The 24,916-nt window shown below is 65.3% G+C and carries 20 protein-coding genes and 7 tRNA genes; 19 read left to right on the top strand and 8 right to left on the bottom strand.

The annotated features are described in order from the left end of the window. Nucleotides 1–277: 277 nt before the first annotated feature. The 5 genes from ppx to R1L06_RS15520 all read right to left on the bottom strand — a co-directional run bounded on the left by ppx (nt 278) and on the right by R1L06_RS15520 (nt 8,171). Entirely contained in the window at nt 278–1,804 is a 1,527-nt protein-coding gene (gene ppx, locus R1L06_RS15500) for an exopolyphosphatase (RefSeq protein WP_010483920.1), read from the bottom strand. A gap of 384 nt (nt 1,805–2,188) precedes the next feature. After that, on the bottom strand, nt 2,189–4,276 hold the full coding sequence (gene ppk1 / locus R1L06_RS15505; RefSeq protein WP_049400920.1) for a polyphosphate kinase 1: 2,088 nt from the start codon (nt 4,274–4,276) through the stop codon (nt 2,189–2,191). Between the two features lie 4 nt (nt 4,277–4,280). Continuing rightward, the gene (gene phoR / locus R1L06_RS15510) at nt 4,281–5,612 is read right to left on the bottom strand and encodes a phosphate regulon sensor histidine kinase PhoR (protein WP_032129078.1); all 1,332 of its coding nucleotides are present in this window, start codon (nt 5,610–5,612) and stop codon (nt 4,281–4,283) included. 106 nt (nt 5,613–5,718) lie between these two features. Next, the gene (gene phoB / locus R1L06_RS15515) at nt 5,719–6,408 is read right to left on the bottom strand and encodes a phosphate regulon transcriptional regulator PhoB (RefSeq protein WP_005408258.1); all 690 of its coding nucleotides are present in this window, start codon (nt 6,406–6,408) and stop codon (nt 5,719–5,721) included. Between the two features lie 116 nt (nt 6,409–6,524). Next, nucleotides 6,525–8,171, bottom strand: a complete 1,647-nt coding sequence (locus R1L06_RS15520) for a M48 family metalloprotease (protein WP_032129079.1) — start codon at nt 8,169–8,171, stop codon at nt 6,525–6,527. 142 nt (nt 8,172–8,313) lie between these two features. Here R1L06_RS15520 and grxC point away from each other — a divergent pair, with 142 nt between their 5' ends. The 6 genes from grxC (at nt 8,314) to R1L06_RS15550 (ending at nt 13,085) form a co-directional block, all read left to right on the top strand. Further along, nucleotides 8,314–8,604, top strand: coding sequence for a glutaredoxin 3 (gene grxC / locus R1L06_RS15525; protein ID WP_317218153.1), 291 nt, complete (start codon nt 8,314–8,316; stop codon nt 8,602–8,604). Then, nucleotides 8,601–8,993 (top strand): carboxymuconolactone decarboxylase family protein, encoded by a 393-nt coding sequence (locus R1L06_RS15530; RefSeq protein WP_004146041.1) that lies wholly within the window; start codon nt 8,601–8,603, stop codon nt 8,991–8,993. The genes grxC and R1L06_RS15530 overlap by 4 nt, the downstream gene beginning before the upstream one ends. Nucleotides 8,994–9,354: 361 nt before the next feature. Beyond that, nucleotides 9,355–10,359, top strand: coding sequence for an isocitrate dehydrogenase (locus R1L06_RS15535; RefSeq protein WP_032129081.1), 1,005 nt, complete (start codon nt 9,355–9,357; stop codon nt 10,357–10,359). Between the two features lie 245 nt (nt 10,360–10,604). After that, nucleotides 10,605–11,348, top strand: a complete 744-nt coding sequence (locus R1L06_RS15540; RefSeq protein WP_049400917.1) for a cysteine hydrolase family protein — start codon at nt 10,605–10,607, stop codon at nt 11,346–11,348. Nucleotides 11,349–11,401: 53 nt separating this feature from the next. Beyond that, nucleotides 11,402–12,310 (top strand): LysR family transcriptional regulator, encoded by a 909-nt coding sequence (locus R1L06_RS15545; RefSeq protein ID WP_100437398.1) that lies wholly within the window; start codon nt 11,402–11,404, stop codon nt 12,308–12,310. Nucleotides 12,311–12,335: 25 nt separating this feature from the next. Then, nucleotides 12,336–13,085: a sulfite exporter TauE/SafE family protein gene (locus R1L06_RS15550; protein ID WP_032129085.1), complete on the top strand. Its 750-nt coding sequence runs from the start codon at nt 12,336–12,338 to the stop codon at nt 13,083–13,085. Between the two features lie 60 nt (nt 13,086–13,145). Here R1L06_RS15550 and R1L06_RS15555 read toward each other — a convergent pair whose 3' ends face one another. Continuing rightward, nucleotides 13,146–13,904: a Bax inhibitor-1/YccA family protein gene (locus R1L06_RS15555; protein ID WP_317218154.1), complete on the bottom strand. Its 759-nt coding sequence runs from the start codon at nt 13,902–13,904 to the stop codon at nt 13,146–13,148. Nucleotides 13,905–14,084: 180 nt separating this feature from the next. Here R1L06_RS15555 and R1L06_RS15560 point away from each other — a divergent pair. Together R1L06_RS15560 and R1L06_RS15565 are read left to right on the top strand one after the other, a co-directional pair. Next, a tRNA-Pro gene (locus tag R1L06_RS15560) sits at nt 14,085–14,161 on the top strand. A gap of 38 nt (nt 14,162–14,199) precedes the next feature. After that, nucleotides 14,200–14,276, top strand: a tRNA-Arg gene (locus R1L06_RS15565). A 142-nt stretch (nt 14,277–14,418) separates the two neighbouring features. On the opposite strand, the gene R1L06_RS15570 is transcribed toward R1L06_RS15565, so the two are convergent. Next, entirely contained in the window at nt 14,419–14,910 is a 492-nt protein-coding gene (locus R1L06_RS15570) for a hypothetical protein (protein WP_317218155.1), read from the bottom strand. A gap of 9 nt (nt 14,911–14,919) precedes the next feature. Continuing rightward, nucleotides 14,920–15,840 (bottom strand): hypothetical protein, encoded by a 921-nt coding sequence (locus R1L06_RS15575; protein WP_317218156.1) that lies wholly within the window; start codon nt 15,838–15,840, stop codon nt 14,920–14,922. Between the two features lie 702 nt (nt 15,841–16,542). On the opposite strand from R1L06_RS15575, the gene R1L06_RS15580 reads away from it, so the two are divergent. The 11 genes from R1L06_RS15580 (at nt 16,543) to R1L06_RS15630 (ending at nt 24,835) form a co-directional block, all read left to right on the top strand. After that, nucleotides 16,543–16,619 (top strand) — tRNA-His (locus R1L06_RS15580). A 79-nt stretch (nt 16,620–16,698) separates the two neighbouring features. After that, nucleotides 16,699–16,774, top strand: a tRNA-Lys gene (locus tag R1L06_RS15585). A 198-nt stretch (nt 16,775–16,972) separates the two neighbouring features. After that, a tRNA-Lys gene (locus R1L06_RS15590) sits at nt 16,973–17,048 on the top strand. 424 nt (nt 17,049–17,472) lie between these two features. Beyond that, nucleotides 17,473–17,838, top strand: coding sequence for a hypothetical protein (locus R1L06_RS15595; protein ID WP_317218157.1), 366 nt, complete (start codon nt 17,473–17,475; stop codon nt 17,836–17,838). A 139-nt stretch (nt 17,839–17,977) separates the two neighbouring features. Continuing rightward, a tRNA-Leu gene (locus tag R1L06_RS15600) sits at nt 17,978–18,062 on the top strand. A 189-nt stretch (nt 18,063–18,251) separates the two neighbouring features. Beyond that, nucleotides 18,252–19,547: a trigger factor gene (gene tig / locus R1L06_RS15605; protein ID WP_049400909.1), complete on the top strand. Its 1,296-nt coding sequence runs from the start codon at nt 18,252–18,254 to the stop codon at nt 19,545–19,547. A 76-nt stretch (nt 19,548–19,623) separates the two neighbouring features. Then, nucleotides 19,624–20,250 (top strand): ATP-dependent Clp endopeptidase proteolytic subunit ClpP, encoded by a 627-nt coding sequence (gene clpP / locus R1L06_RS15610; protein WP_004146318.1) that lies wholly within the window; start codon nt 19,624–19,626, stop codon nt 20,248–20,250. A 126-nt stretch (nt 20,251–20,376) separates the two neighbouring features. Further along, on the top strand, nt 20,377–21,666 hold the full coding sequence (clpX, locus tag R1L06_RS15615) for an ATP-dependent Clp protease ATP-binding subunit ClpX (RefSeq protein WP_032129320.1): 1,290 nt from the start codon (nt 20,377–20,379) through the stop codon (nt 21,664–21,666). A gap of 142 nt (nt 21,667–21,808) precedes the next feature. After that, the gene (lon, locus tag R1L06_RS15620; protein ID WP_032129321.1) at nt 21,809–24,259 is read left to right on the top strand and encodes an endopeptidase La; all 2,451 of its coding nucleotides are present in this window, start codon (nt 21,809–21,811) and stop codon (nt 24,257–24,259) included. 217 nt (nt 24,260–24,476) lie between these two features. After that, nucleotides 24,477–24,749: a non-specific DNA-binding protein Hbs gene (gene hbs, locus R1L06_RS15625; protein ID WP_004146343.1), complete on the top strand. Its 273-nt coding sequence runs from the start codon at nt 24,477–24,479 to the stop codon at nt 24,747–24,749. Nucleotides 24,750–24,760: 11 nt separating this feature from the next. After that, nucleotides 24,761–24,835: transfer RNA gene (locus R1L06_RS15630), tRNA-Val, on the top strand. The last annotated feature ends 81 nt before the right edge of the window (nt 24,836–24,916 follow it).

Raw genomic sequence — 24,916 nt, forward strand, 5'->3', positions numbered from 1 at the left:
GGGACGCCAAAAGGGGCGTCGAAGAAATCGGCCGCCCACAAGCGGACCGATGACCCGATAGTAGTCTCGTTGGTTAATGCTCTGTAAAGAGGTCGTGTCGATTTGTACCAAGCTTCATCGTCAGATTTCACGAAAGCTCAACAAAAGCAGTCGCTTAGCTGTAACGCTGAATGCGCTCCCCCGACTTGATCTGCTGCGTCGCAGCAGGTCAACCGGGGGCGCATGCGCGAACCGTAACGGTGTGTGACCTTCTTTCCCTCGCGGGAAAGCGTGAGCCTCAGGCTACGAAGGGCCGGAACTGGATGCCCAGCCCGGCGATGCCGTCGGTCTCGCCGATCAGATCGGCGCGCAGCAGTGGCCGGGCATCAATGAAGGCCTGCGGCACGATCAACGACAGGCGGTTGTCGTCGGCGGTCAGTTCCAACGCCGGCAGTGGATCGTCCTCATGGGCACGATTGAGCAGCACCGCCAAGCGCAGCAGGGCGGCCAGCCGGCGAGCGGTCAGCAGCAGGCGCTCGGGCAGGGCGTCGAAGGCGGTCTTGGTCACGCTGCGGCGATGGCTGCGCACCAGCGCGGCCAGCATCTGCTGTTCCTGCCGCGAGAAGCCGGCGATATCCGAGTGTTCCAGCACGTAACTGCCATGCACGTGGTAGCCGCTGTGCGCGATCATCAGGCCCAGCTCGTGCAGGCGCGCGGCCCAGCCGAGCATGCGCGCGTCGTCGGCATCGAGCCGCCAGCGTTCCTGCACCTGTTCCAGCAGTGACAGCGCGGTGTCCTGCACACGGTCGGCCTGCACGGTATCGATGCCGTAGCGCTGGCTGAGCGCGGACACCGATTCATCGCGCAGATCGTTCTCGCCAGCGCGGCCGACGATGTCGTAGAGGATGCCTTCGCGCATCGCGGCCTTGCTGACCAGCAGCTTCTGTAGGCCCAGCGCCTGGAAGGCGGCCTCCAGCACCAGGATGCCGCCGGCAATGATCGGGCGGCGGTCGCTGGACAGTCCCGGCAACTGGATGTCGTCGATCTTCTTGGCCTTCAGCAGTTCGTCGCGCAGTTGCGGCAGGGCCTCGGCGGTAATCGCGCCCTTGCTCAGCTTCATCGTCGCGCAGATCTCGCTGATCGCCTTGTGCGTGCCCGAAGAACCCAGCGCTTCCTGCCAGCCCAGCGCGCGGTACTTGCTGGCGAAGGGCTGGAACTCGCGACCGATCTCGGCCAGCGCGTCCTTCCAGCGCTTCTTGCTCAGCTTGCCGCCGGGGAAGAAACGCCGGGTGCTGGCAATGCAGCCGGCCTGCAGGCTTTCGCGCTCCAGGGTCTGCATGCCCATGCCGATGATGAATTCGGTGGAGCCGCCGCCGATGTCGATGACCAGCCGGCGCTGGCCGGGCTTGGGCGGTTGTGCATGGGCCACGCCCAGGTAGATCAGGCGCGCTTCTTCGCGGCCGCTGACCACTTCGATGGCGTGCCCGAGCGCGGTTTCGGCGGGAACCAGGAACGACTGCGGTGAACGCAGCTGGCGCACGGTGTTGGTGGCCAGTGCGCGCACCCGGTGCGGCGGTACATTGCGGATGCGCTGGCCGAAGCGGGCCAGGCATTCCAGCGCGCGCTGCCGGGCAGCGGAGGAGAGCCCGCCTTTGCCGTCCAGGCCGTCGGCCATGCGCACGGTCTCGCGCAGGCGGTCGATCACCCGCAGCTGGCCGAGCGTGTAGCGCGCGATGACCATGTGGAAACTATTGGAGCCAAGGTCGATGGCGGCCAGCAGGTCGCCATCCTGCAATGCGGGCGGAGTCGTGGTGGTGTGCGGCATGGACGAATGTTAGCCGAAGGGGCGGTGTGCTCGTCACCGCGCGGCCTTCACATTTTGGAAGAGGGGAGTGCGGCAGGGCTGCGCCCTGCACCTGCCGAATCAACGGCAACGGCAACAGCCGAAGCAAAGGCTGGCTTCCTGTGGGCAGGCAGGGTGAGTCCGGCTGCGGGGGACGCTGCAAGTACGTCCATGTAAGCTCGGTCGCGCCATCCATGGCGCTCACGCCCCCGCAACCGGACCCAACCCGCCTTCGACAGTTCTCTGCGATCTGCCGGGACGGCGTTCTGCGCGGCTGTTGGTGGGTGTCGACCTTGGTCGACACGGTAGATCCACGCCATGCGTGGATGAATCCAAACGTGCCGACCAAGGTCGGCACCTACCGGGTCAGAGCCCCTGCATCAGTGCCATCTGCGCAGAATGCGGTGCCTCGTCGTGGGCGGGCGCACGCTTGTGGTAGATGCCGTCGGCATCCAGTTCCCAGGCATTGAGGTTGTCGTCCAGGTAGTTCTGCAGGACCTCGCGGTAGACCCGCTTGGCCAGCTCCGGGTCGAGGATCGGGAAGCAGGTCTCGACCCGGCGCAGCAGGTTGCGCTCCAGCCAGTCGGCGCTGGCGCAGTACATCTCCGGTGCGCCGTCGTTGCCGAACCAGTAGACGCGGCTGTGCTCCAGGAAGCGGCCGACGATCGAGCGCACGCGGATGTTGTCCGAGATGCCCGGCACACCCGGGCGCAGAGTGCAGGCGCCGCGGATGATCAGGTCGATCTGCACGCCGGCCTGCGAGGCGGCGTACAGCGCGCGCACCACCTGCGGTTCGTTCAGGGCGTTCATCTTGGCGATGATCCGCGCCGGGCGGCCGGCGGCGGCGATGCGCGTCTCGCGCTCGATGCGGCCGAGGATGCCGGTGTGCAGGGTGAAGGGCGACTGCAGCAGGCGCTTGAGCTTCATCTTCGAGGCCAGCCCGGACAGCTGCTGGAACAGCAGGTGCACATCGTTGCCGATGTCCGCATCGGCAGTGATCAGGCTGATGTCGGTGTACGCACGGGCGGTACCGCTGTGGTAGTTGCCGGTACCGAGGTGCACATAGCGGCGCAGCTTGCGGCCCTCGCGGCGCACGATCAGCAGCATCTTGGCGTGGGTCTTGTAGCCGACCACGCCATACACCACCTGCACGCCGGCCTCCTGCAGGCGATCAGCCAGGCCGAGGTTGGCTTCCTCGTCGAAGCGGGCGCGCAGTTCGACCACCACGGTCACGTCCTTGCCGTTGCGTGCGGCCTGGATCAGTGCATCGACAATCAGCGAATCCTTGCCGGTGCGGTACAGGGTCTGCTTGATCGCCAGCACGTTGGGATCGACCGCCGCCTGCCGGATCAGGTCCAGCACGGCGGTGAAGGCATCGAACGGGTGATGCAGCAGCAGGTCGTGGCGCGCCACTGTCTCGAAGATGCCGTCGCTGTCGCGCAGCGTGCGCGGGGTCATCGGCGGGTACTTCAGGTCCGGCTGTGCGATCAGGTCGTACAGCTGGATGATGCGGTTGAGGTTGACCGGGCCGTCGATGCGGTACACCGCGTTCTCGGTCAGGCCGAAGTTCTGCAGCAGGGTCCGCACGATGTCGCGCGGCATGTCCTGCGCGATTTCCAGGCGCACTGCCGGCCGGTAGCCGCGGTCGACCAGTTCGTCGCGCAGTGCCAGCGCCAGGTTCTCCACTTCCTCCTCGTCCACCACCAGCTCGGAGTTGCGGGTAACGCGGAACTGGTAGGCCCCCTGGACTTCCATGCCCGGGAACAGTTCATCGACGAACGTGGACAGCACCGAGGACAGGAACACGAAGTTCTGCGGACCGCCGAGTTTCTCCGGCAGCTGGATGATGCGCGGCAGCGAGCGCGGCGCACGCACGATGGCCAGGTGGCCGGCGCGGCCGAACGCGTCGGTGCCCTTCAGGACCACCACGATGTTCAGCGACTTGTTGAGGATCTTCGGGAACGGGTGCACCGGGTCCAGGCCCAGCGGCGACAGCACCGGCATGATCTCGTTGCGGAAGTACGCACGCAGCCAGCGCTTCTGGCGATCGGTCCAGGAATGGCGGCCGAGCACGCCGATGCCGGCCTCCATCAGCGCCGGGCGCAGCGTCTCGTTCCAGCAGCGGTACTGCTGGTCCACCAGTTCCGCGGCGCGGTCATGGATGGCGTTGAGGATGGCCTGCGGGCTCATCCCGTCCGGCGCCGGCGGCAGGCCGAATTCCTGCGCGTGGCGTACGGCGGCGGCGCGGATCTCGAAGAACTCGTCGAGGTTGGTGCAGGAGATGCACATGAAGCGCAGGCGCTCCAGCAGCGGCACCTGCGGGTCCATCGCCTGCGCCAGCACGCGGAAGTTGAAATCCAGCTGCGACAGCTCGCGGTTGATGTACAGCGCCGGGTCGCGCAACGGATCGTTGTCCGGGCTCACGGGGAGGGGGAGGGATCCGAGGCTGCTCATGGCGTCATTCTTCGATGGAGGTCAGGGGGGCGGACTCGCGCGGGCGCACGTGGTCGGCATCGAAATGGCAGGAGAACACCGAGCCCTTGCCGACCTCGCTTTCAATCTCCAGCCGTGCGTGGTGCAGGCCGAGGATGTGTTTGACGATGGACAGGCCCAGGCCGGTACCGCCGCTTTCGCGGGAGCGGCTGCTGGAGACACGGTAAAAACGTTCGGTCAGGCGCGGCAGGTGGGAGGCCGGGATGCCATAGCCGGAATCGCGCACCGCCAGCACGGCACCGTCGCCTTCGCGGCGGAACTCCACGGCGATGCGGCCACCGGCCGGCGTATAGCGCACCGCATTGGTGACCAGGTTGGAGAAGGCGCTGTGCAGTTCCTTGGTCGAGCCCTGCAGGTCAACGCCGGCCAGGTCGTCGATGCTGATCTGGTGGCGGCCCTGGCTGTGCGCTTCGGCTTCGCGGCGCAGGGTCGCCAGCATCGGTTGCATGGCCACGGTCTCTTCCTCGCTGTGTTCCTGCGATTCGAGGCGCGACAGGGTCAGCAGGTCTTCCACCAGCTGGGCCATGCGCTGGCTCTGCTTGCGCATTTCTTCCAGCATCGGTCCGGTTCCCGGGAAGTCCTCCGGGTCCATCATGTCCAGGTAGCCGTGCACCACGGTGAGCGGCGTGCGCAGTTCGTGTGAAACGTTGGCCACGAAATCGCGGCGCACCTGTTCCAGGCGCAGCAGCTTGCTGACGTCGCGGGCGATCAGCAGCCAGTAATCCGACGAATAGGGAATCAGGCGCAGGTTCAGGCGGATCGCCGGATCGACCGGCGAAGGCACGTCGAGGATCGGTTCGGCGTTACGGCCGCCGGCCAGCCAGTGCGCCAGCGGCATCGGCTGCAGGCGTTCAACCAGGGCTTCGCCGAGGTCGCCGGGGTGATGCAGGCCGAGCAGGGCGGTGGCCGCTTCGTTGAACCACTGCACGCGCTGGCTGTTGCGGTCCAGCACCACCACCGCATCGGGAAGTGCGGCGGCCGCAGCGCGATAGCTGCGCAGCATGTCCAGCAGGCGGCGCTTGCGCACGCGCATTTCCACCTGGTTGCGGTACAGCAGGCGGTCCAGCTCGTTCCAGACGCCGGTGCCTTCTTCGGCGGTATCCCAGCGCTGGCGCGCGGTCAGCCGCCGCAGCACGCTGCGCAGGCGCCAGTAATGCCATGCCAGCGTGGCCAGCGCGCCCAACGCGATGCACAACCACAGATGGCCCGTGAACCACCCCACCAGTCCGGCGAACAGCAGTACCGCGGCAACGGTGGCCAGGGTCTTCAACCAGGCAGAGCGGATGTGGCGGGGCATTGCGATCTCGTCGTTGAGGTGCGGCGGTTCACTGGGGTGAACCGAGGGTTATAGCAGAGTTGCCGGCGCCGGCACCCGCAGGTGCGTGGCGCCGGCACGACGAGACTCAGGTAGCAGTGGAGAAGCGGTAGCCGGCGCCGCGCACGGTCTGCACCATGTTTTCGGCATTGAACGGTTCCAGCGTCTTGCGCAGGCGGCGGATGTGCACGTCGATGGTGCGCTCCTCCACGTACACGCTGCCGCCCCACACATGGTCCAGCAGCTGGGCGCGGGTATAGACGCGCTCCGGGTGGGTCATGAAGAAGTGCAGCAGGCGGTATTCGGTCGGGCCGATCGGCACCGGCTGGTCGTTGGCGAACACGCGATGGGCGGCGCCGTCGATGCGGATCGGGCCGACCGCCACGCTGCCGTCCTCGTCGTCCTCGCGGGCGCGGCGCATCACCGCACGGATGCGCGCCAGCAGTTCGCGCGCCGAGAACGGCTTGACCACGTAGTCGTCGACGCCGGCTTCAAGGCCACCGACGCGGTCGTTCTCTTCGCCACGGGCGGTCAGCATGATGATCGGCACTTCGCGGGTCAGCGTTTCCTTGCGCCAGCGCCGGGCCAGGTCCAGGCCACTGGTGCCGGGCAGCATCCAGTCCAGCAGGATCAGGTCGGGGACGCGGTCGGCGATGGCGGTCTGGGCCTCACGGGCGTCGCCGGCGTGGACCGGTTCGTAATCGCCCTTGCGAAGGGCGAAGGCGACCATTTCACGGATCGCGGGCTCGTCATCGACGATCAGGATGCGTTTCTGCACGAGGACACCGTAGGGCTCGGTTACTGGAGTGGTGCCAGTAGACTACGGTTTGATGACATGTTTGTGACTACCAGGCCGGAACCAGCCTGGATTGCCATCGACCGGTCATGCAGCGCTCAGCGGCGGTCCAGATCCGGGTCCTGCACGCCCTGGCGGCGCAGCTCAAGCACGGTGGGAGTGATCGCTTCGATGCGCGCGTCCACCCGGGCCCGGCCGACATAGTCCAGTGCCGGGTTGCGCTTGAGCGCCTGCAGCTGCATCAGCGACTGTTCCGGGCGGCCGCTGAGGAAGGCCGCCTCGGCATAGGCCTCGCTGGCACGCACGCTGTCGCCGGCCAACTCGCTGGCGCGGGCGTACCGCTGCTGGAAGACCGGATCGTTACCGCTTTGCGACAGCAGGGGCCGCAGCATGGCCTGCGCGCGCTGGCCCGCCTCGCGGCTGCCCTGTTCGTTCAGGATCTCGGCATAGGTCAGCGCCACCGGACGGCTGTTGGGGTGCTGGCGCAGCAGCTGCTCGAAGCGGCTGTTGGCCTGGGCGGTCTGGCCTGCACGCGATTCGGCCTCGCCCAGCCCCAGAGCCAGCCACAGGTTGTCCGGGCGGGTCTGCAGCAGGCCTGCCAAGGTCTGCCGGGCCTGGGTGGCGCCGGCGCGACCGCTGCGCATCACCGCCAGCGCCTGGCCATAGCGCTGGGCATCGTTGAGGCCGTCCTTCTGACGCTTGGCCAGATCGGCATACTCGCGTTCCAGCTCGGGGGTGGAATCCGCGCTGAGCACGCGCAGGCGCTCGCGGGCCCAGTCGAAGTCGCCACTGGCGCCGCGGCTGAGCTGGCCCATCGGGATGCGCAGCACGCTGCTGGGCAGCAGCGGGTTGGTTCCGCGCAACAGGGGTTCGGCCAGGCTGGGATCGGCCGGGTCCACGCGCTCCCTGCGCTCGCCGCTGGGGGTGCTGGTGGTCAGCAGCACCGTGTCCTTCTTCATCTGGTCGGCGCGGGCCTTCGCCTCGCTGATGCGGGTGATGTTGACCGGATGGGTGCGCAGGAACTCGGGCACGCTGTAGCCACCCTCGTTGCCGCGCATCGCCGATGCCATCCGCTCGAAGAAGCCGGCCATGGCGTCCACGTCGTAACCGCTGCGCGACAGGGTGCGGATGCCGAGGCGATCGGCCTCGGACTCGTTGGACCGGGTGTAGTTGATCTGGCGCTGCTGCATCAGGCCCATGCCCGAGCTGATCGCGGCCATCGTCGCGTTGCCGGACGACGTGCTGTTGCTGGCCTGTGCGGCCACCACCGCCGCCAGCATGCCGAGCAGGATCGGGATCTGGTCGCGCTGGGCACGCTCGACCCCGCGCAGCACGTGCTGCTGGGTGACGTGCGCGATTTCGTGCGACAGCACCGCAGCCACCTCGTCTTCGCGCTCGGCGGTCAGCACCAGGCCGGCATTGACCCCGATATAGCCGCCCAGCGTGGCGAAGGCGTTGATCTGGCGGTCCTTCATCACGAAGAACGTGTAGGGCTGGCGAGGCTGGTCGCTGTTGGAGCCGAGCCGGGTACCCATGGTCTGCAGCCAGTCGTTGACCAGCGGGTCATCCAGCAGGTAGCCGTAGTTGCGCAGCTCGCGCAGCATCATCGCGCCGTACTCGGCCTGGCGGGCCGGGGTCAGCAGCTCGCCGGCCGAGGAGCCGATGTCGGGCAGCTTCTCCTGGGCCTGGGCCAGCGGCATGGCCAGGGCCAGGGTGACGGCGGTAGTCAGCAGCAGGGCTCGCAAGCAGTGGGTCCTCGGGCAGGGCGCGCCAAGCGTGGCAGGGTGGGGGGCAACCATTCGTTAATCCACAGTGTTGCGGCCGTGGCGTGGAAATTCCAGCGCACCGGTACCATATGTAGACCGTCGATCCATCGTGGAGTTTCCCGTGACAGCCCAGACCGCCGGCGGTGCCCCCGCCATCACCATCTATTCCACCGCCGTCTGCCCGTACTGCGTGGCCGCCAAGAACTTCCTGAAGAGCAAGGGCCAGCAGTGGACCGAGGTCCGCATCGACCTGGACCCGGTCGAGCGCGAGAAGATGATGGCACTGACCCGCCGTACCAGCGTGCCGCAGATCTTCGTCGGCGACGTCCACGTGGGCGGCTACGACGACATGATGGCCCTGCACCGTGAAGGCAAGCTCGAGCCGCTGCTGGTCGGGCAGGGCCAGGCATGAGCGCGGCCGACGACGGCAGCAAGGACCGCATCGCCGAGTTCACCGACTTCCGCAAGCGCATGAACGAGCGGATCCTGGGCGAGCCGAACCAGGTGGTGCGCCGCTTCTTCGCGCTGGACACGCAGACCTACCAGGCCGGCGCGCTGGATGTGAAGACCAAGGAACTGCTGGGCCTGGTGGCCTCGATGGTGCTGCGCTGCGACGACTGCATCAGCTACCACGTGGCCCAGTGCAAGGACGCCGGGGTGACCCGAGAAGAGTTCTTCGAGACCTTCTCGGTCGGCCTGGTGGTGGGCGGTTCCATCGTGATCCCGCACCTGCGCCGCGCGGTCGACTTCCTCGACCAGCTCGAAGGCGGCGCCGCCGCCCCGGAAGCGCACGCGCACTGAACCTGACGGGCGCCGGGAACCGGGGTCTGCGGCCCTCCCGGTAGTGCCGGCCGCTGGCCGGCATCCCGTGAACCCCACATGGCCGAGGTTGCCGGCCAGCGGCCGGCACTACCGGACGTGCGGGGCGCCTTCCCCGTGATCCCACAGCCCAGGAGCCCCCTTGTTGTTCAAGGGGGCGCGCCGACAGGCGCGGGGATAAGGTGGGATGCGCGGGCAATTCTGCCTGAGCCGGGCACTGGGACCATGGTCTATTTGGGACCTCGGCCCCGGCTCAGGCATAATTGCCGGTGAAACTTCCTTTGCGCCGGCGTTTCCGGGCACGTCCGGACGGCGTTTTTCCCCCTGTTCGGAACATCGATCAATGACGCAGAAAATTACGGTCATCCGCGGCGACGGCATTGGCCCGGAAATCATGGACGCTACCCTGTTCGTGCTCGACCAGCTCAAGACTGGCCTGGAGTACGAAGACGCCGACGCCGGCCTGGTGGCCCTGGAAAAGCACGGCGACCTGATGCCGGCGGTGACCCTGGAATCGATCGCGCGCAACAAGGTCGCGCTGAAGAGCCCGCTGACCACCCCGGTCGGTGGTGGCTTCACCTCGATCAACGTCAGCCTGCGCCGTCACTTCGACCTGTACGCCAATGTGCGTCCGGCCCACACCTTCCCGAACACCAAGTCGCGTTTCGACAACGTCGACCTGATCACCGTGCGTGAGAATACCGAAGGTGCCTACCTGGCCGAAGGCCAGGAAGTGTCGGCCGACGGCGAGACCGCCTTCTCCGGCACCCGCATCACCCGCAAGGGCTCCGAGCGCATCGTGCGCTACGCCTTCGAGCTGGCCAAGAGCACCGGCCGCAAGAAGGTCACCGCCGTACACAAGGCCAACATCATCAAGTCGACCTCGGGCCTGTTCCTGAATGTCGCCCGTGAAGTGGCTGCGCAGTACCCGGACATCGAATTCCAGGAAATGATCGTCGACAACTGCTGCATGCAGCTGGTGATGCGTCCGGAACAGTTCGACGTGATCGTCACCACCAACCTGTTCGGCGACATCATCTCCGACCTGTGCGCCGGCCTCGTCGGCGGCCTGGGCCTGGCCCCGGGTGCCAACATCGGCAAGGACGCGGCGATCTTCGAAGCCGTGCACGGCACTGCGCCGGACATCGCTGGCCAGGGCAAGGCCAATCCGTGCGCGCTGCTGCTGGCAGCGGCGCAGATGCTGGACCATGTCGGCCAGCCGGAAAATGCCGAGCGCCTGCGCAAGGCCATCGTGGCGACCATGGAAGCCAAGGATTCGCTGACCGGCGACCTGGGCGGCACCGGCACCACCATGAGCTTTGCCCAGGCCATCGCCAGCCGCCTGTAAGCGGCCGGCGTTCCTTGACGGAACCACAGCGGGGCGCCTTCGGGCGCCCCGTTGCGTTGTGGGTCGGCTCGGTAGATCCACGCCATGCGTGGATGGCGGGGCTTTGGTCCGCAGCCACCCATGGGGTGGCTCTACAGGGGATCGTCTGTGCGAAATTTGCACAGATCATGTGCTTTTACATGGCTGGTTCGTGCGCCGTCCGCTCCGCATCATGTGCCCACTTTCCACCGCACAGGAGCTTGAACATGAACCTCACCGCCTTTGGTCTGGCCAGCCTGATCGGCATGGCCACCGTTACCCCCGTCACCGCTGCCGAACCGGCCCATCCCACCATCCGCCACATGGCTGGTGCACCCGTTGTGGCTTCGCTGGATGCGGCGAAGACCGCCGTGCTGGTGATCGACTTCCAGAACGAATACTTCGACGGCAGCGCTGCGCCGGGCTTCGCCGGTGGCCGCATGGTCATCCCCGATGGCGTGGCCGCACTGCGGCAGGCGAAGCGGGTGGTCGAGTTCGCCGATGCCCACGGCATCCGCGTGATCCATGTGCAGCACGTGTTGCCGGCGGGTGCGCCGCTGTTCGCGCAGGGCAGCGTCAATGCCGCCTTCCATCGCGACCTGCAGCCGCGCAAGGGCGAGACCGTGGTGCAGAAGGACAACGTCAGCGTGTTCGCCGGTGACTCGGCCGCAGTGCTCGACCAGGTGCTGAAGGATGCCGGCATCGACACCCTGATCGTCACCGGCCTGCAGACCCATGCCTGCGTGGCAGGTGCCGCCCGCGATGCCGCAGCGGCACCGCGTGGCTACCGCGTCATCGTGTCGTCCGATGCAACTGCCAGCCGTGATCTGGATCTTGCCGGAGGCCAGCGCATCGGTCATCGCGCGCTGCATGACGCCTCGCTGGCGCAGATTGAGGACACCTTCGGCGATGTCATGGCGACTGACGCGATCCTGGCACTGCCGGTGCGCAAGGCCGGCGACGGCGCTTGATAAGCTGACGGGGCCCGCACGCCGCGGGCCCCGCCACCTGGAGCCGCCCGCCGATGGACCATTTCGCCGCCCTGCGTGCGCTGCGCGCCATCGTCGATGCAGGCAGTTTCACCGCCGCCGCCGAACGACTGGGTACCACCCATTCGGCGATGTCACGGCAACTGCGGCAGCTGGAAGAACATCTGCAGGTTCGACTGCTCGATCGCAACAGCCGCAGGCTGTCACTGACCGAAGCCGGTCGCGACTACTACCGCGAGGCGGCAGCGCTGCTGGATCGCCTGCAGGAGGCGGATGACCGCGCACGCGCAGGGCAGGCACAGCCCAGCGGCACCGTGCGGATCAGCGTGCCGCAGGTGGTCGCCAGCCAGGAGCTGCCGCATTGGTTGCCGTCGTTCCTGCAGCGCTATCCACAGGTCACGCTGGATCTTTCCGCCGACGACCAGCTGGTTGATGTGGTCGGGGGCGGCTTCGACCTGGCGCTGCGCATCGCGCCTTCCTTGCCGGACAGCCAGCTGGTCGCGCGCGAGCTGGCCAGCTGCCCACGCATCCTGGTCGCCGCACCGGCCTATCTGGCGCGGCACGGTCTGCCCCGGCAGGCTTCGGACCTCGCACAGCACACGCTGCTGGGTTTCAGTCCCACAGCGGCGATGTCGCCCTGGCAGCTGCAGGGGCCACGCGGTGCCGCCGCGAGCATCGAGGCGGGGCAGCGCCTGCGGGTGGATGCGACGCCAGCGTTGTATGCCGCTGCGTTGGCTGGCATGGGCATCAGCCTGTTCACTGCGCTGACCGTGCAGGAGGACCTGCGTGCCGGCCGCCTGATCCGTGTGCTGCCCGCCTGGCACGCCGGACAGCGGCGCTACTTCGCGCTGTATCCGCACGCGCGGGCGTTGGCGCCGAAGGTGCGCGCGCTGGTCGAGCACCTTGCGGCGCACTACGCTGCACAGGTGGGCGCGGCAGGGTAGTCGCGCGGCTGCAACCGGGGTGGTGATGGAGTCGGTGTATCTGCTGGTCGCGTTGGGCGCGATCGTCGCCGGATTCGTGCAGGGCCTGTCCGGCTTCGCCTTCGGCATGGTGGCGATGTCGTTCTGGGCGTGGGGACTGGAGCCGCGGCTGGCGGCGACGCTTTCGGTGTTTGGTGCGCTGGTCGGGCAGCTGGTCGCAGTGTTCACCGTGCGCCGCGGTTTCAACCTGCGCCTGCTGCTGCCGTTCGTGCTGGGTGGGCTGGCCGGCATTCCGCTGGGCGTGACGGTGCTGCCACGGCTGGACATGGACTGGTTCAAGGCGCTGCTGGGTGGCTTCCTGGCGCTGTGGTGCCCGGTGATGCTGATGGCGCGCTCGTTGCCTCCGGTCCGCGTCGGCGGCCGTATCGGTGATGCGATTGCTGGCATGGCCGGTGGCGTGCTCAGTGGCATCGGCGGCTTTGCCGGGCCGGTGCCGACGTTGTGGAGCACCCTGCGAGGCTTCGGCAAGGACGAGCAGCGCGCGGTCATCCAGAACTTCAACCTGGCGATGCTGGCGGTGACCATGGCCACCTATGTCGGCAGCGGCCTGGTGAGCCGGCAGATGTTGCCGTACTTCGCCATCGTGGCACCGGCCATGCTGGTACCGACCCTGCTGGGCGCGCGGGTCTACATCGGCATCAGCGAGGCACGCTTCCGGCAGGTCGTGCTGGGCCTGCTGACCGCGTCAGGCATCGCGTTGCTGGCGTCGTCGCTGCCGGTACTGCTGGCGCGCTGAGGGAAGAACGACAAAGGGCGCCACGAAGGGCGCCCTTTGTCGTCTATGGCATGTTGCGGCTCAGCGCTGCTGGATCTTCGACAGCAGGCGCAGGAACTCCACATACAGCCAGACCAGGGTCACCATCAGGCCGAATGCGCCATACCACTCCATGTACTTCGGTGCGCGCTGGGCCACCCCGGATTCGATGAAGTCGAAATCCAGCACCAGGTTCAACGCGGCCACGACGACCACGAACAGGCTGAAGGCGATGCCCAGCCAGCTGGAGTCGTGGATCACCGGCACGTCGATGTTGAAGAAGCCCAGCACGAACGAGGCCAGGTAGAGCAGGGCGATGCCGCCGGTCGCTGCGACCACGCCCATCTTGAAGTTCTCGGTGGCCTTGATCAGGCCGCTGCGGTACGCGAACAGCAGCGCGAACAGTGTGCCGAAGGTCAGCAGCACGGCCTGGAACACGATGCCCGGGAACTTGGCGTTGAACACGGCCGAGATGGCGCCGAGGAACAGGCCTTCCACCAACGCGTACATCGGTGCGGTGACCGGCGACCACTCCTTCTTGAACACGGTGATCAGTGCCAGCACCAGGCCACCGATGGCGCCGCCCATGGCATACAGCTTGGCGCCGGCCATGACCTGGCCGTAGTCATCGATGGTCTGGTTCCAGGCGAAGGCGGCGGTCAGCACGGTCAACAGCAGCAGGAAGCCGGTCTTGTTGACGGTGCCGTTGAGGGTCATGGCCTGGTCGGGGCTGGTCACCACCGAGCCACTGGCAAGGTCGAGGAAGGTGGACTCGGAAAGAGCCGGGTTGCCGCTGCGCATGCGCGTTCTCCGTGCGAATGAAGGTCAGGACGGCCATCCGGCCGATGGTCGCGAGCATAGCCGATGACTGCTTCCGGCGCTGTGGCAGGCGTCAGGCCTGCACATCCCGCGTTGACAGTTCGCGATGCGCTTGGCGACAATGGCGAGCTCCCCGGGCCCGGCCCGAGGGGATTGCAAGATCGGGGTATAGCGCAGTCTGGTAGCGCGCCTGCTTTGGGAGCAGGATGTCGGGGGTTCGAATCCCTCTACCCCGACCAATCCCACGCCATGTCGGATTGGACACCGTTCGGTCTGGGCGCCCGTAGCTCAACTGGATAGAGCACCGGCCTTCTAAGCCGGCGGTTACAGGTTCGATTCCTGTCGGGCGCGCCATTGGAATCAATGGCTTACTGAATTCAGCTCCGTTTTGACTCGGCGTCTCCGTGAGTGTGGCGGCTTGGTCGTAGCGGAACGGGCAACGAAAAAGGCCAGCGCACTGCGCTGGCCTTTTTTCTTTGTGTCGCGGTGCGGTGGGTTACATCTGTTCCAGCTCGCCTACCCGGACCTTGCCGCCGCCGCAGTTGCCGTAGCAGCCGCCGCCGATCGGGCCGCTGCCACCACCGCCACCGCCGCCGCCGCCACCACCACCGCCGCCGCCACCCTGGGAGTTGGGCGGAAGAACGGTCGAGATGACTTCACCGGAATCGAATTTCCCGTTTCGCCAGGTGTAGTTGACGCAGGAAATGCCGTTGCAGACGGTCAGGACGTCGCCTGACTGGACTCGGGTCTGGGCTGTCCACACGGTTGTCCGCCCGTCGTTGAGCTTTGCAACCTCTTGGGAAAGCTGCTGGTTGGTCACCGGGTCCGGATAGGGGGTTGCCAGCGTGCACCCGGCGGTGCAGTTGATGACGCCAGGAAGCTTTTTCGCTTGAACACTCCCTGCCGCCATGAACAGCAGGACGCCTGCAACGGCGGGGATGGAGCTTCTACCAAGCGAAGGGATAATCCCAATCAGTCTAGCTTTCACAATATGTCCTTATCGTGGGATGCAACAGTTCTTGAAGATCTCGTTGGATGACAGGCGGGCTGTTTCTTTCTGTTGGCTGCTCAGGTTTTTCTCACGGGTTGCAATGTCATTGGTTGTGGCGAATCGCGGGTCCAGTCTGTTGAGGACGCGGGTGTATGCCAGGGCGGCGACAGGATCTGCAGGAACGATGCCGCCGTAGGTGTAGGCCATTGCCATGTCGCTGATGACGTTGACGTTCCCCTGTGCTTCCAGCTCGCGCAGATACCCGGTGGCTGTTTCCTTCCATGCCTCAAGCTTCGCCGGGTCACGGATGGCGTCATCAAGCGAACCGATGGCCTTCTCTGGAGAGAGTGAGTAGGCGCGCATCGCTTCCTGCGAGCCCATGGCGGCGGCTTTCGAGAGCCAATCGGCGTGATAGATGTCCTGATCCAGAGCGAGTGACTCGCACTCCTTGAGGATTCGCTCGGATCTTTCCAGGAACCAGTTGCCCGACCCGACGCTGGCAGCTGAATCGGCCAGCTTGTCAGCGCGATCGGAAATGAAGGTCTGGCATTGCTCGACGGTCCGATAGATTTCGTAGGTCGCCGTGGCATCTCCAGATTCGGAGCGCTGCATCAGTTGCTTGACGTGGGCGAGCGCGTCACCAGCAGGGCGGAATTCATTTGCCCTGACGATTTCGTAGGCTTTCGGTCCCACTGCCTTGTACGAGCCCCGAGGAATCTTGTTCTCGCTTTCAAGCGTCTGTGCGGCCGTTGCGCGTGATGCTGGAAGCTGCTCTCCATGAGCAGGCGTGCCTTGCTGGCTTCCGCTGCTGTCGGATTCCTGCGGTGTGGTGCCAGCCGTCTCCTGCTGCCGATAGCTGGAGACTGCAACGGCTGCCACTGCCAGTGCCGCTGCCAGCGTGACGAATCCGATTAGCCGCTTTCTCATTTACTGATCTCACCTTCGTTGCAGGAACCGGCATGGTTGCAAACGCGAGCGCCGCGTTCCATGTCAGCAGCTAACGTTGCATGAACAGATCTCCCCCATTCGCATTCCGGATTTGTTCACGATTCATTCACTTTGTGTTCACTCGGCGAAAGCGGGCGAGGCGGGCAGGCGCGAGTCAGGCGAAGCGGGTGGCGGGCTGCTTCCAGGCGTTGTTCGACGCGATCGATGCGCGGACCTCAACGTCGAGGAACGCGATGGCACGCGGCATCTGGTCATTTCCAGGCGCATGCGGCTTGTCGGCGGTTTGATGTTGCCGATGGATCGCGGTGCCTCATCTTCTCTGCCGAAGATCAACGCCCGAGCAATGAGGTGCGTCGTCGATCACTTGCCGCGTTTCCGGCAATGCGGAATCGTTCAACGCGATGCTCCAAATGGGCAGCCGCCCTCTGATCCACCGTGCACCAGGCGTGGTGTGGTGACTGCCGACGCAGCAGTGGCATCGTTGGGTTGAACAAGGGGTGGGGGAGAACGGCAAGCCTTGGCCCTGCCCCTGCACATCAATGTGAAGAAGTGCTTGCAATTCCTTCGCGACTCCCGGAAAATGCCGGACTCGCTTCAGGGGGCGGACTTCTGGTTCCACCCGGTAGCAAAGCATCAAGGTCCAGCGTCAGTCTCATCGGCGATGGAGCGAAAGTTTCAGTGGTGGCTGTAGCTCAGTTGGTTAGAGTACCGGATTGTGATTCCGGTGGTCGGGGGTTCGAATCCCCTCAGCCACCCCACTGTTTCAACCGCATCGGCGCAGCCGAAACGGTATTGCAATAAACAGAAAGCACGCTACAATGTGCGTCTGAGTTTCACGGGCCGTTAGCTCAGTTGGTAGAGCAGTTGACTCTTAATCAATAGGTCCAAGGTTCGAATCCTTGACGGCCCACCAAGACAGAAGCCACCTGGTATCCCAGGTGGCTTTTTTCTTTTAAGTGTGACTCCCATCGTTCCGATGGCTCACAGGTTGCAGAGCCTCACCTGGCCGTGGATCTGCAACGCAGCGGGACCGCAGTGCTGGTTTCAACGATGTTGAAAAAAGTGCTTGCACCCACCGAGCGGATCGGGTCATAATTCGCGCCCCGATTTCGGGCTGTTAGCTCAGTTGGTAGAGCAGTTGACTCTTAATCAATAGGTCCAAGGTTCGAATCCTTGACAGCCCACCAGACGAAAGCCACTTGGTTCGCCAAGTGGCTTTTTTCTTGTCTGTGCGCCGGGTTGGGCGTGCGGATGTCTATGCGCTGGCTGGTGTGGAGCCCCCTTGAGTCAAGGGGGCGCGGCAAAGCCGCGGGGATGTGGGGGCTGATGAAGTGGGGCCCGCGGTTTGCCGCGCAAAGCGTGGGGCTGCGGCGCGAATGCGCGGCAGCTTCCCACTTGGTTCGCCAAGTGGCTTTTTTCTTGCCTGCACGCCGGGTGGCATTTCATCTACTGAAACGGCGCATGGCGTGGATCTACTGAAGCGATGCTGAAATCAGGGGCATACGCGTCATCAGTGTTTTCAATGCTGTGCGCTGCTTCTCACCGCATCCTTCCTGCATCGCACCCAATGGATCTTCCGCGCCGAAGGCGCATGCACGAAGGAAGATGTTGATGGCTGATATCAATCGATTGCACCGCACGCTGTGGGTTCCCTTCGCGTTGATGGCGCTGGCTGCCTGCGCGCCGGCCAATGATCCCGCGAAGACCGTTGAACGCGATGCGGGCACGGAGAGCACTCCGGCGCGCCCGGTGGGTGACGCCATGCAGATGCAGCCGGCTCAGCCTGCGGAAGCGGAGGTCCTGCCTGACGCGGTGGATGTGCAGCGCAATGCGGACGGTTCGGTGGATGTGCGCAAGGTAATGCCTGAGTCGGTGGCCCTGCGCCGTACCGACGACGGGGGCGTGGAGATCCGCAAGGGGGAGGCGCCCGCCGAACATGCAGGCATGGCACCGGCCCGCGCTGTACCGCAGCAGTAAGCCGCAGTCGTCCTGGCGGGCGGTGCGCCCGCCGGGGCGGCAGCGATGCAGGGGGCGCGGCCATCGCGGCAGATTCAGTTTTGTGCAGGCCTTCCGCTTCCTGCCCCCGCCTGCGACAATGAACGCCTGAGCCGGCCACGCGAAAGTGGCGGAATTGGTAGACGCCCTGGATTTAGGTTCCAGTGCCGCAAGGCGTGGGGGTTCGAGTCCCCCCTTTCGCACCAGTGCCGGCCTGTCCCCGCCCTGATTGGGCCATCTGCGCCCCCTTGACCGGCACGCGCTGGCAGTGCAGGCCGAATTGGGCGAAACTAAAGGGCTGCGGCAAGCAGGCGCGTCCCAGACGTCGTGTCCTTACAACCGTTTCATCCCAATCATCGAGCCGGGGGCGTGGGCCACCGGTGGCAGGAGTCAACATGCAAGCTTCGATCGAATCCACCGGCAACCTGGAACGCCGCCTGAGCTTCTCGCTGCCGGAAGAGCGTCTGCAGAGCCACATCGTCGGCCGCCTGGGCGAAATCGCCCGTACCACCCGCATCAAGGGTTTCCGTCCGGGCAAGGTGCCGGCCAAGGTGATCGAGCAGCGCTTCGGCGCGCAGGTCCGTGGCGAGGCGCTGGACGGCCTGCTGCGCGAAACCTTCGATGCCGCCGTGCGTGAGCACGACCTGCGCATCGTCGGCAGCCCGCGCATCGACAAGGGCGACGAGGGTGAATTCTCCTTCGTGGCCACCGTGGAAGTGGTGCCGGACTTCGGCGACATCGACGTCAGCAAGCTGACCGTCGTGCGCCACAGCGCCGAGATCACCGACGCCGACATCGACCAGATGATCGAAAACCTGCAGAACCAGCGTCGTACCTGGGCCCCGGTCAGCCGTGGCGCGCAGGACGGTGACCTGGTCGCGGTGGAAACCTGGTCGCAGGCCGGCGAAGAGCGCCTGCCGGCCGAAGGCACCGAGAAGGGTTCGATCGTGCTCGGCCAGGGCATGATGTTCGACACCATCGAAAAGGGCCTGGTCGGCCTGGCCAAGGGCGAAGAAAAGACCCTGGACGTCGAGTTCCCGGCTGACTGGCGCGTGCCGGTGCTGGCCGGCAAGACCGTGCAGGTCACCGTCAAGGTCGCCGAAGTGTCCGAGCCGGTTGTGCCGGCGGTCGACGAAGCCTTCATCAAGAGCTTCGGCGTGAAGGGCGGCGACGTCGAGCAGTTCCGCAGCGACATCCGCGCCAACCTGGAGCGCGAGCTGAAGGGCGCTCTGATGAACCGCCTGCGCCGCGAAGTGGGCGAGCAGCTGATCGCCGCCTACTCGTCGGTGGAAATGCCGCCGCGCCTGGTCGAGAACGAAGCCCGCGCCATGCTGGCCCAGCAGGTCGAGCAGATCCGCCGCAACGGCCAGAACGTCGGCGAGATCCCGGCCGATGCCCACGAAGGCTTCAAGGAAGCGGCCGCCAAGCGCGTGCTGGTCGGCCTGCTGGTCGGTGAAGTGGCCCGCATCAACGACCTGCGCCTGGAAGCCAAGCGCCTGAACGAAACGATGCGTCTGATCGCTTCGACCTACGAAGAGCCGGAACAGGTCATTGAGATGTACCGCAACGACCCCCAGCTGATGTCTGGCCTGCAGAACCGTGTGATGGAAGAGCAGGTGATCGACTGGATCGCCGAGCGTGCCCAGCACACCGAAGAGAAGCTGTCGTTCCAGGACGCGATCCGCCAGTAAGCCCGGGCGGATCACCGGATGCCCCGCGCCTTTGCCGGCGCGGGGTTGTTGCCCCCCAAGATAGGTACCTCACGTAATGGACAACCGAACCAAAGCCCTGAACCTGGTTCCGATGGTGGTCGAGCAGACCAGCCGCGGCGAGCGTGCCTACGACATCTATTCGCGCCTGTTGAAGGAGCGCCTGATCTTCCTCGTGGGCCCGATCGACGATCACATGGCCAACGTGGTGGTGGCGCAGTTGCTGTTCCTGGAGTCGGAGAACCCGGAAAAGGACATCAACATCTACATCAACTCGCCGGGTGGCGTGGTCACCGCCGGCATGGCGATCTACGACACCATGCAGTACATCAAGCCGAATGTGAGCACCACCTGCATCGGCCAGGCCGCCTCGATGGGCGCCCTGCTGCTGGCCGCGGGCGAAGCTGGCAAGCGCTATGCGCTGCCGAACTCGCGCGTGATGATCCACCAGCCGCTGGGTGGCTACCAGGGCCAGGCCACCGACATCGACATCCACGCGCGTGAGATCCTGACCCTGCGTTCGCGCCTGAACGAGGTGCTGGCCAAGCACACCGGCCAGTCGCTGGAGACGATCGCCCGCGACACCGAGCGCGACAACTTCAAGAGCGCCTTCGAGGCGCAGGCCTATGGTCTGGTCGACCAGGTCCTGGAGCGTCGTCCGGACGAGTCGATCCAGGCCGGCTGACCGGCCATCACGGGGCCAGGGAGGCCCCGTTCCTGCAGGGTCGGGCGGGACTGGTGTCCCCTCGGCCCTGTGCTATTCTCGAATCGAACCCCCGTTCAGCGGGTGGGGTAACTGGGTAAGCGAAGCATGAGCGAAGACCGCCAAGGTCGTTCCACGGACACCGGCAAGATCCTCTACTGCTCTTTCTGCGGCAAGAGCCAGCATGAAGTGCGCAAGCTGATTGCGGGTCCGAGCGTATTCATCTGCGATGAGTGCGTGGAGCTGTGCAACGACATCATCCGTGAGGAACTTGAGGAAAAGGCGCAGTCGGCGCGCAGTTCGCTGCCCAAGCCGCGCGAGATCCTCGAGGTCCTCGACCAGTACGTGATCGGCCAGAACCGCGCCAAGCGCACCTTGGCCGTGGCCGTGTACAACCACTACAAGCGCATCGAGAGCCGGCAGAAGAACGACGACGTCGAACTGGCGAAGTCGAACATCCTGCTGGTCGGCCCGACCGGTTCGGGCAAGACGCTGCTGGCCGAGACCCTGGCCCGCCTGCTCAACGTGCCGTTCACCATGGCCGACGCCACCACGCTGACCGAAGCCGGTTACGTGGGCGAGGACGTGGAGAACATCATCCAGAAGCTGCTGCAGAAGTGCGACTACGACGTCGAGAAGGCGCAGCAGGGCATCGTCTACATCGATGAAATCGACAAGATCTCGCGCAAGAGCGAGAACCCGTCGATCACCCGCGATGTGTCCGGCGAAGGCGTGCAGCAGGCCCTGCTGAAGCTGATCGAAGGCACCGTGGCCAGCGTTCCGCCGCAGGGCGGCCGCAAGCACCCGCAGCAGGAATTCCTGCAGGTGGACACCAAGAACATCCTGTTCATCTGCGGCGGCGCGTTCGCCGGGCTGGACAAGGTGATCCAGGCCCGTTCCACCGACGTCGGCAGCATCGGCTTCGGCGCCAAGGTGAAGAGCAGCGAGCGCAAGCAGGAAGTGGGCAAGGTGCTGGCCGAAGTCGAGCCGGAAGACCTGATCAAGTTCGGCCTGATCCCCGAGTTCGTTGGCCGCCTGCCGGTGGTGGCGACCCTGGAGGAGCTGGACGAGCCGGCCCTGATCAGGATCCTGACCGAGCCGAAGAACGCCATCACCAAGCAGTTCAAGAAGCTGTTCGAGATGGAGAACGTCGAGCTGGAGTTCCGTCCGGACGCGTTGTCGGCCATCGCCAGGAAGGCGCTCAAGCGCAAGACCGGTGCACGCGGCCTGCGCACCATCGTCGAATCGGTCCTGCTGGACACCATGTACGACCTGCCGTCGCAGGAAAACGTCAGCAAGGTGGTGGTGGACGAGTCGGTGATCGAGCACAAGTCCGAGCCGTACCTGATCTACCAGACCCCGGCGGCCCCTGAACAGAAGGCCGCAGGCGCCGAGTGATCCTTCCAGGTTGTTGATTGGAAAGGATTTTCAAGGAATGCCTTGCATCTGAAAGCCGATGGCCCCATAACGGGGCCATCGGCTTTTTTTGTCTCCGGAAGATGCCCTCCCGGAGGCGGTTTTCCCCTTCCCTGGAGCCCCCATGGCCCGTTCCCCAAGTGAAACCCTCGACCTGCCGGTCCTGCCGCTGCGCGACGTAGTGGTGTTCCCGCACATGGTCATCCCGCTGTTCGTCGGCCGTGACAAGTCCATGCACGCGCTCGAACAGGCAATGGAATCGGACAAGCGCATCCTGCTGCTGGCGCAGAAGTCGGCCGAGACCGACGACCCGCATGCGGCCGACCTCTACCAGGTCGGTACGCTGGCGCAGGTGCTGCAGCTGCTGAAGCTGCCCGACGGCACCATCAAGGTGCTGGTCGAAGGCCTGTCGCGCGTGCAGGTCACCCACGTCGACGAGCGTAACGGTTCGCTGCACGGCCAGGCCGTGGAGATCGACGCCACCGACGAGCGCGAAGCACGCGAGGTGGAGGCGATCGCCCGCTCGCTGATGTCGCTGTTCGAGCAGTACGTGAAGACCAATCGCAAGCTGCCGCCGGAGCTGCTGCAGACGTTGTCGGGCATCGATGAGCCGGCCCGCCTGGCCGACACCATCGCCGCGCACATCAGCGTGCGCCTGGCCGACAAGCAGCGCCTGCTGGAAACGCTGGCCGTCGGTGACCGCCTGGAGATGCTGGTCGGCCTGGTCGATGGTGAGATCGACGTGCAGCAGATGGAAAAGCGCATCCGTGGCCGCGTGAAGTCGCAGATGGAAAAGAGCCAGCGCGAGTACTACCTCAACGAGCAGATGAAGGCCATCCAGAAGGAACTGGGTGACCTGGACGATGCACCGGGCGAGCTGGAAGAGCTGGCCCGCAAGATCGCCGAAGCCGGCATGCCGAAGGCGGTTGAAGCCAAGGCACGCAATGAACTGAACAAGCTCAAGCAGATGTCGCCGATGTCGGCCGAAGCGGCGGTCGTGCGCAACTACCTGGAGTGGTTGCTGGGCGTGCCGTGGAAGAAGCGCAGCAAGGTGCGCAAGGACCTGAAGGCCGCACAGGACACCCTCGACGCCGACCACTACGGCCTGGAGAAGGTCAAGGAGCGCATCCTTGAATACCTGGCGGTGCAGTCGCGCGTGAAGCAGATGAAGGGCCCGATCCTGTGCCTGGTCGGGCCGCCGGGCGTGGGCAAGACCTCGCTCGGCCAGTCCATCGCCAAGGCTACCAACCGCAAGTTCGTGCGCATGTCGCTGGGCGGCGTTCGCGATGAAGCCGAGATCCGTGGCCACCGTCGTACCTACGTTGGTTCGATGCCGGGCCGCATCGTGCAGAACCTCAACAAGGTCGGCAGCAAGAACCCGCTGTTCGTGCTCGACGAGATCGACAAGATGTCGATGGACTTCCGTGGCGATCCGTCGTCGGCGCTGCTGGAAGTGCTCGACCCGGAGCAGAACAACGCGTTCAACGACCACTACCTGGAAGTGGACCTGGACCTGTCCGAAGTGATGTTCGTGGCCACCTCGAACTCGCTCAATATTCCCGGCCCGCTGCTGGACCGTATGGAAGTGATCCGCATCCCCGGCTACACCGAGGACGAGAAGCTCAACATCGCCACCCGCTACCTGGTGCCGAAGCAGATCAAGGCCAACGGCCTGCAGCCGGAAGAACTGGAGATCGGCAGCGATGCGATCCAGGACATCGTGCGCTACTACACGCGCGAATCGGGCGTGCGCAACCTGGAACGCGAGATCGCCAAGATCTGCCGCAAGGTGGTGAAGGAGATCGCGCTGGCCGGCCCGCAGCCGGTGAAGGCGAAGAAGGGCGCGAAGAAGTCCAAGGCGCTGGTGAGCGTGTCCAGCAAGAACCTGGACAAGTACCTGGGTGTGCGTCGCTTCGATTTCGGCCGCGCCGAGGAAGAGAACGAGATCGGCCTGGTCACCGGCCTGGCGTGGACCGAAGTCGGTGGCGATCTGCTGCAGATCGAATCGACGCTGGTGCCGGGCAAGGGCCAGCTGATCCTGACCGGCCAGCTCGGCAACGTGATGAAGGAATCGGCGTCGGCGGCGTTGTCGGTGGTGCGTTCGCGCGCGGTCGGCTTCGGCATCGACAGCGACTTCCTGCAGAAGCACGACGTGCACCTGCATGTGCCCGATGGTGCCACGCCGAAGGACGGACCGAGTGCCGGTGCGGCAATGGTCACCTCGCTGGTGTCGATGCTGACCAAGGTGCCGGTGCGTGCCGACGTGGCGATGACCGGTGAGATCACCCTGCGTGGTCGTGTCACCGCCATCGGTGGCTTGAAGGAGAAACTGCTGGCCGCACTGCGCGGTGGTATCCGCACGGTCATCATTCCGGAAGAGAACCGCAAGGACCTTGCAGACATTCCGGCCAACGTCACCCGCGATCTGGAGATCGTGCCGGTGAAGTACATCGAAGAAGTCCTGGACCTGGCGCTGGAGCGCCCGCTGGCACCGAAGAAGGCGCGCAAGAGTGCGCAGCGTGTCACGGTGCGCAGCAAGGCCAAACCGAGTGGAAGCGCGCGCGTCAAGCATTGACGCGCGCTGTCCGATGGCCCGAAACCCGCGTCGTTGCTGGCTTTCCAGCTTGCGTGGGGGTAGGGCCACTGGTATAAAAGCAGCACTCGCGAATGAGTGATCGCTGTCAGCGATGACTGAATCGGCGAACCGTTTCCACATGGCGGCCGCATGCAGAAGGCGTGCGGTTGCTTCCCTGTCGAATAAGCGGAACCCACCGCCAAAGGAGTTGTAGAGAATGAACAAGACCGAATTGATCGATGCCGTTGCTGAAGCTGCCGACCTGACCAAGGCCGAGTCCAGCCGCGCTGTCGATGCCGTCGTTGCTGCCGTCACCAAGGCGCTGAAGGACGGCGATGCGGTCACCCTGGTTGGCTTCGGTACCTTCCAGGTCCGCGACCGTGCTGCCCGCACCGGCCGCAACCCGAAGACCGGCGACACCATCAAGATCGCTGCTTCGAAGAATCCGTCGTTCAAGGCTGGTAAGGCCCTGAAGGATGCTGTAAACTAAGCGGCTCGCTGGGGTGCTTAGCTCAGCGGTAGAGCGTCTCCTTTACACGGAGAGGGTCGGGGGTTCGAAACCCTCAGCACCCACCACAGCACCGCGGTAAAAGTTTGAGTGTGGAGCGGTAGTTCAGCTGGTTAGAATGCTGGCCTGTCACGCCGGAGGTCGCGGGT

It is taken from the genome of Stenotrophomonas mexicanensis (assembly GCF_032911605.1).
In the GTDB taxonomy this organism is placed as follows: Bacteria; Pseudomonadota; Gammaproteobacteria; order Xanthomonadales; family Xanthomonadaceae; genus Stenotrophomonas; species Stenotrophomonas maltophilia_A.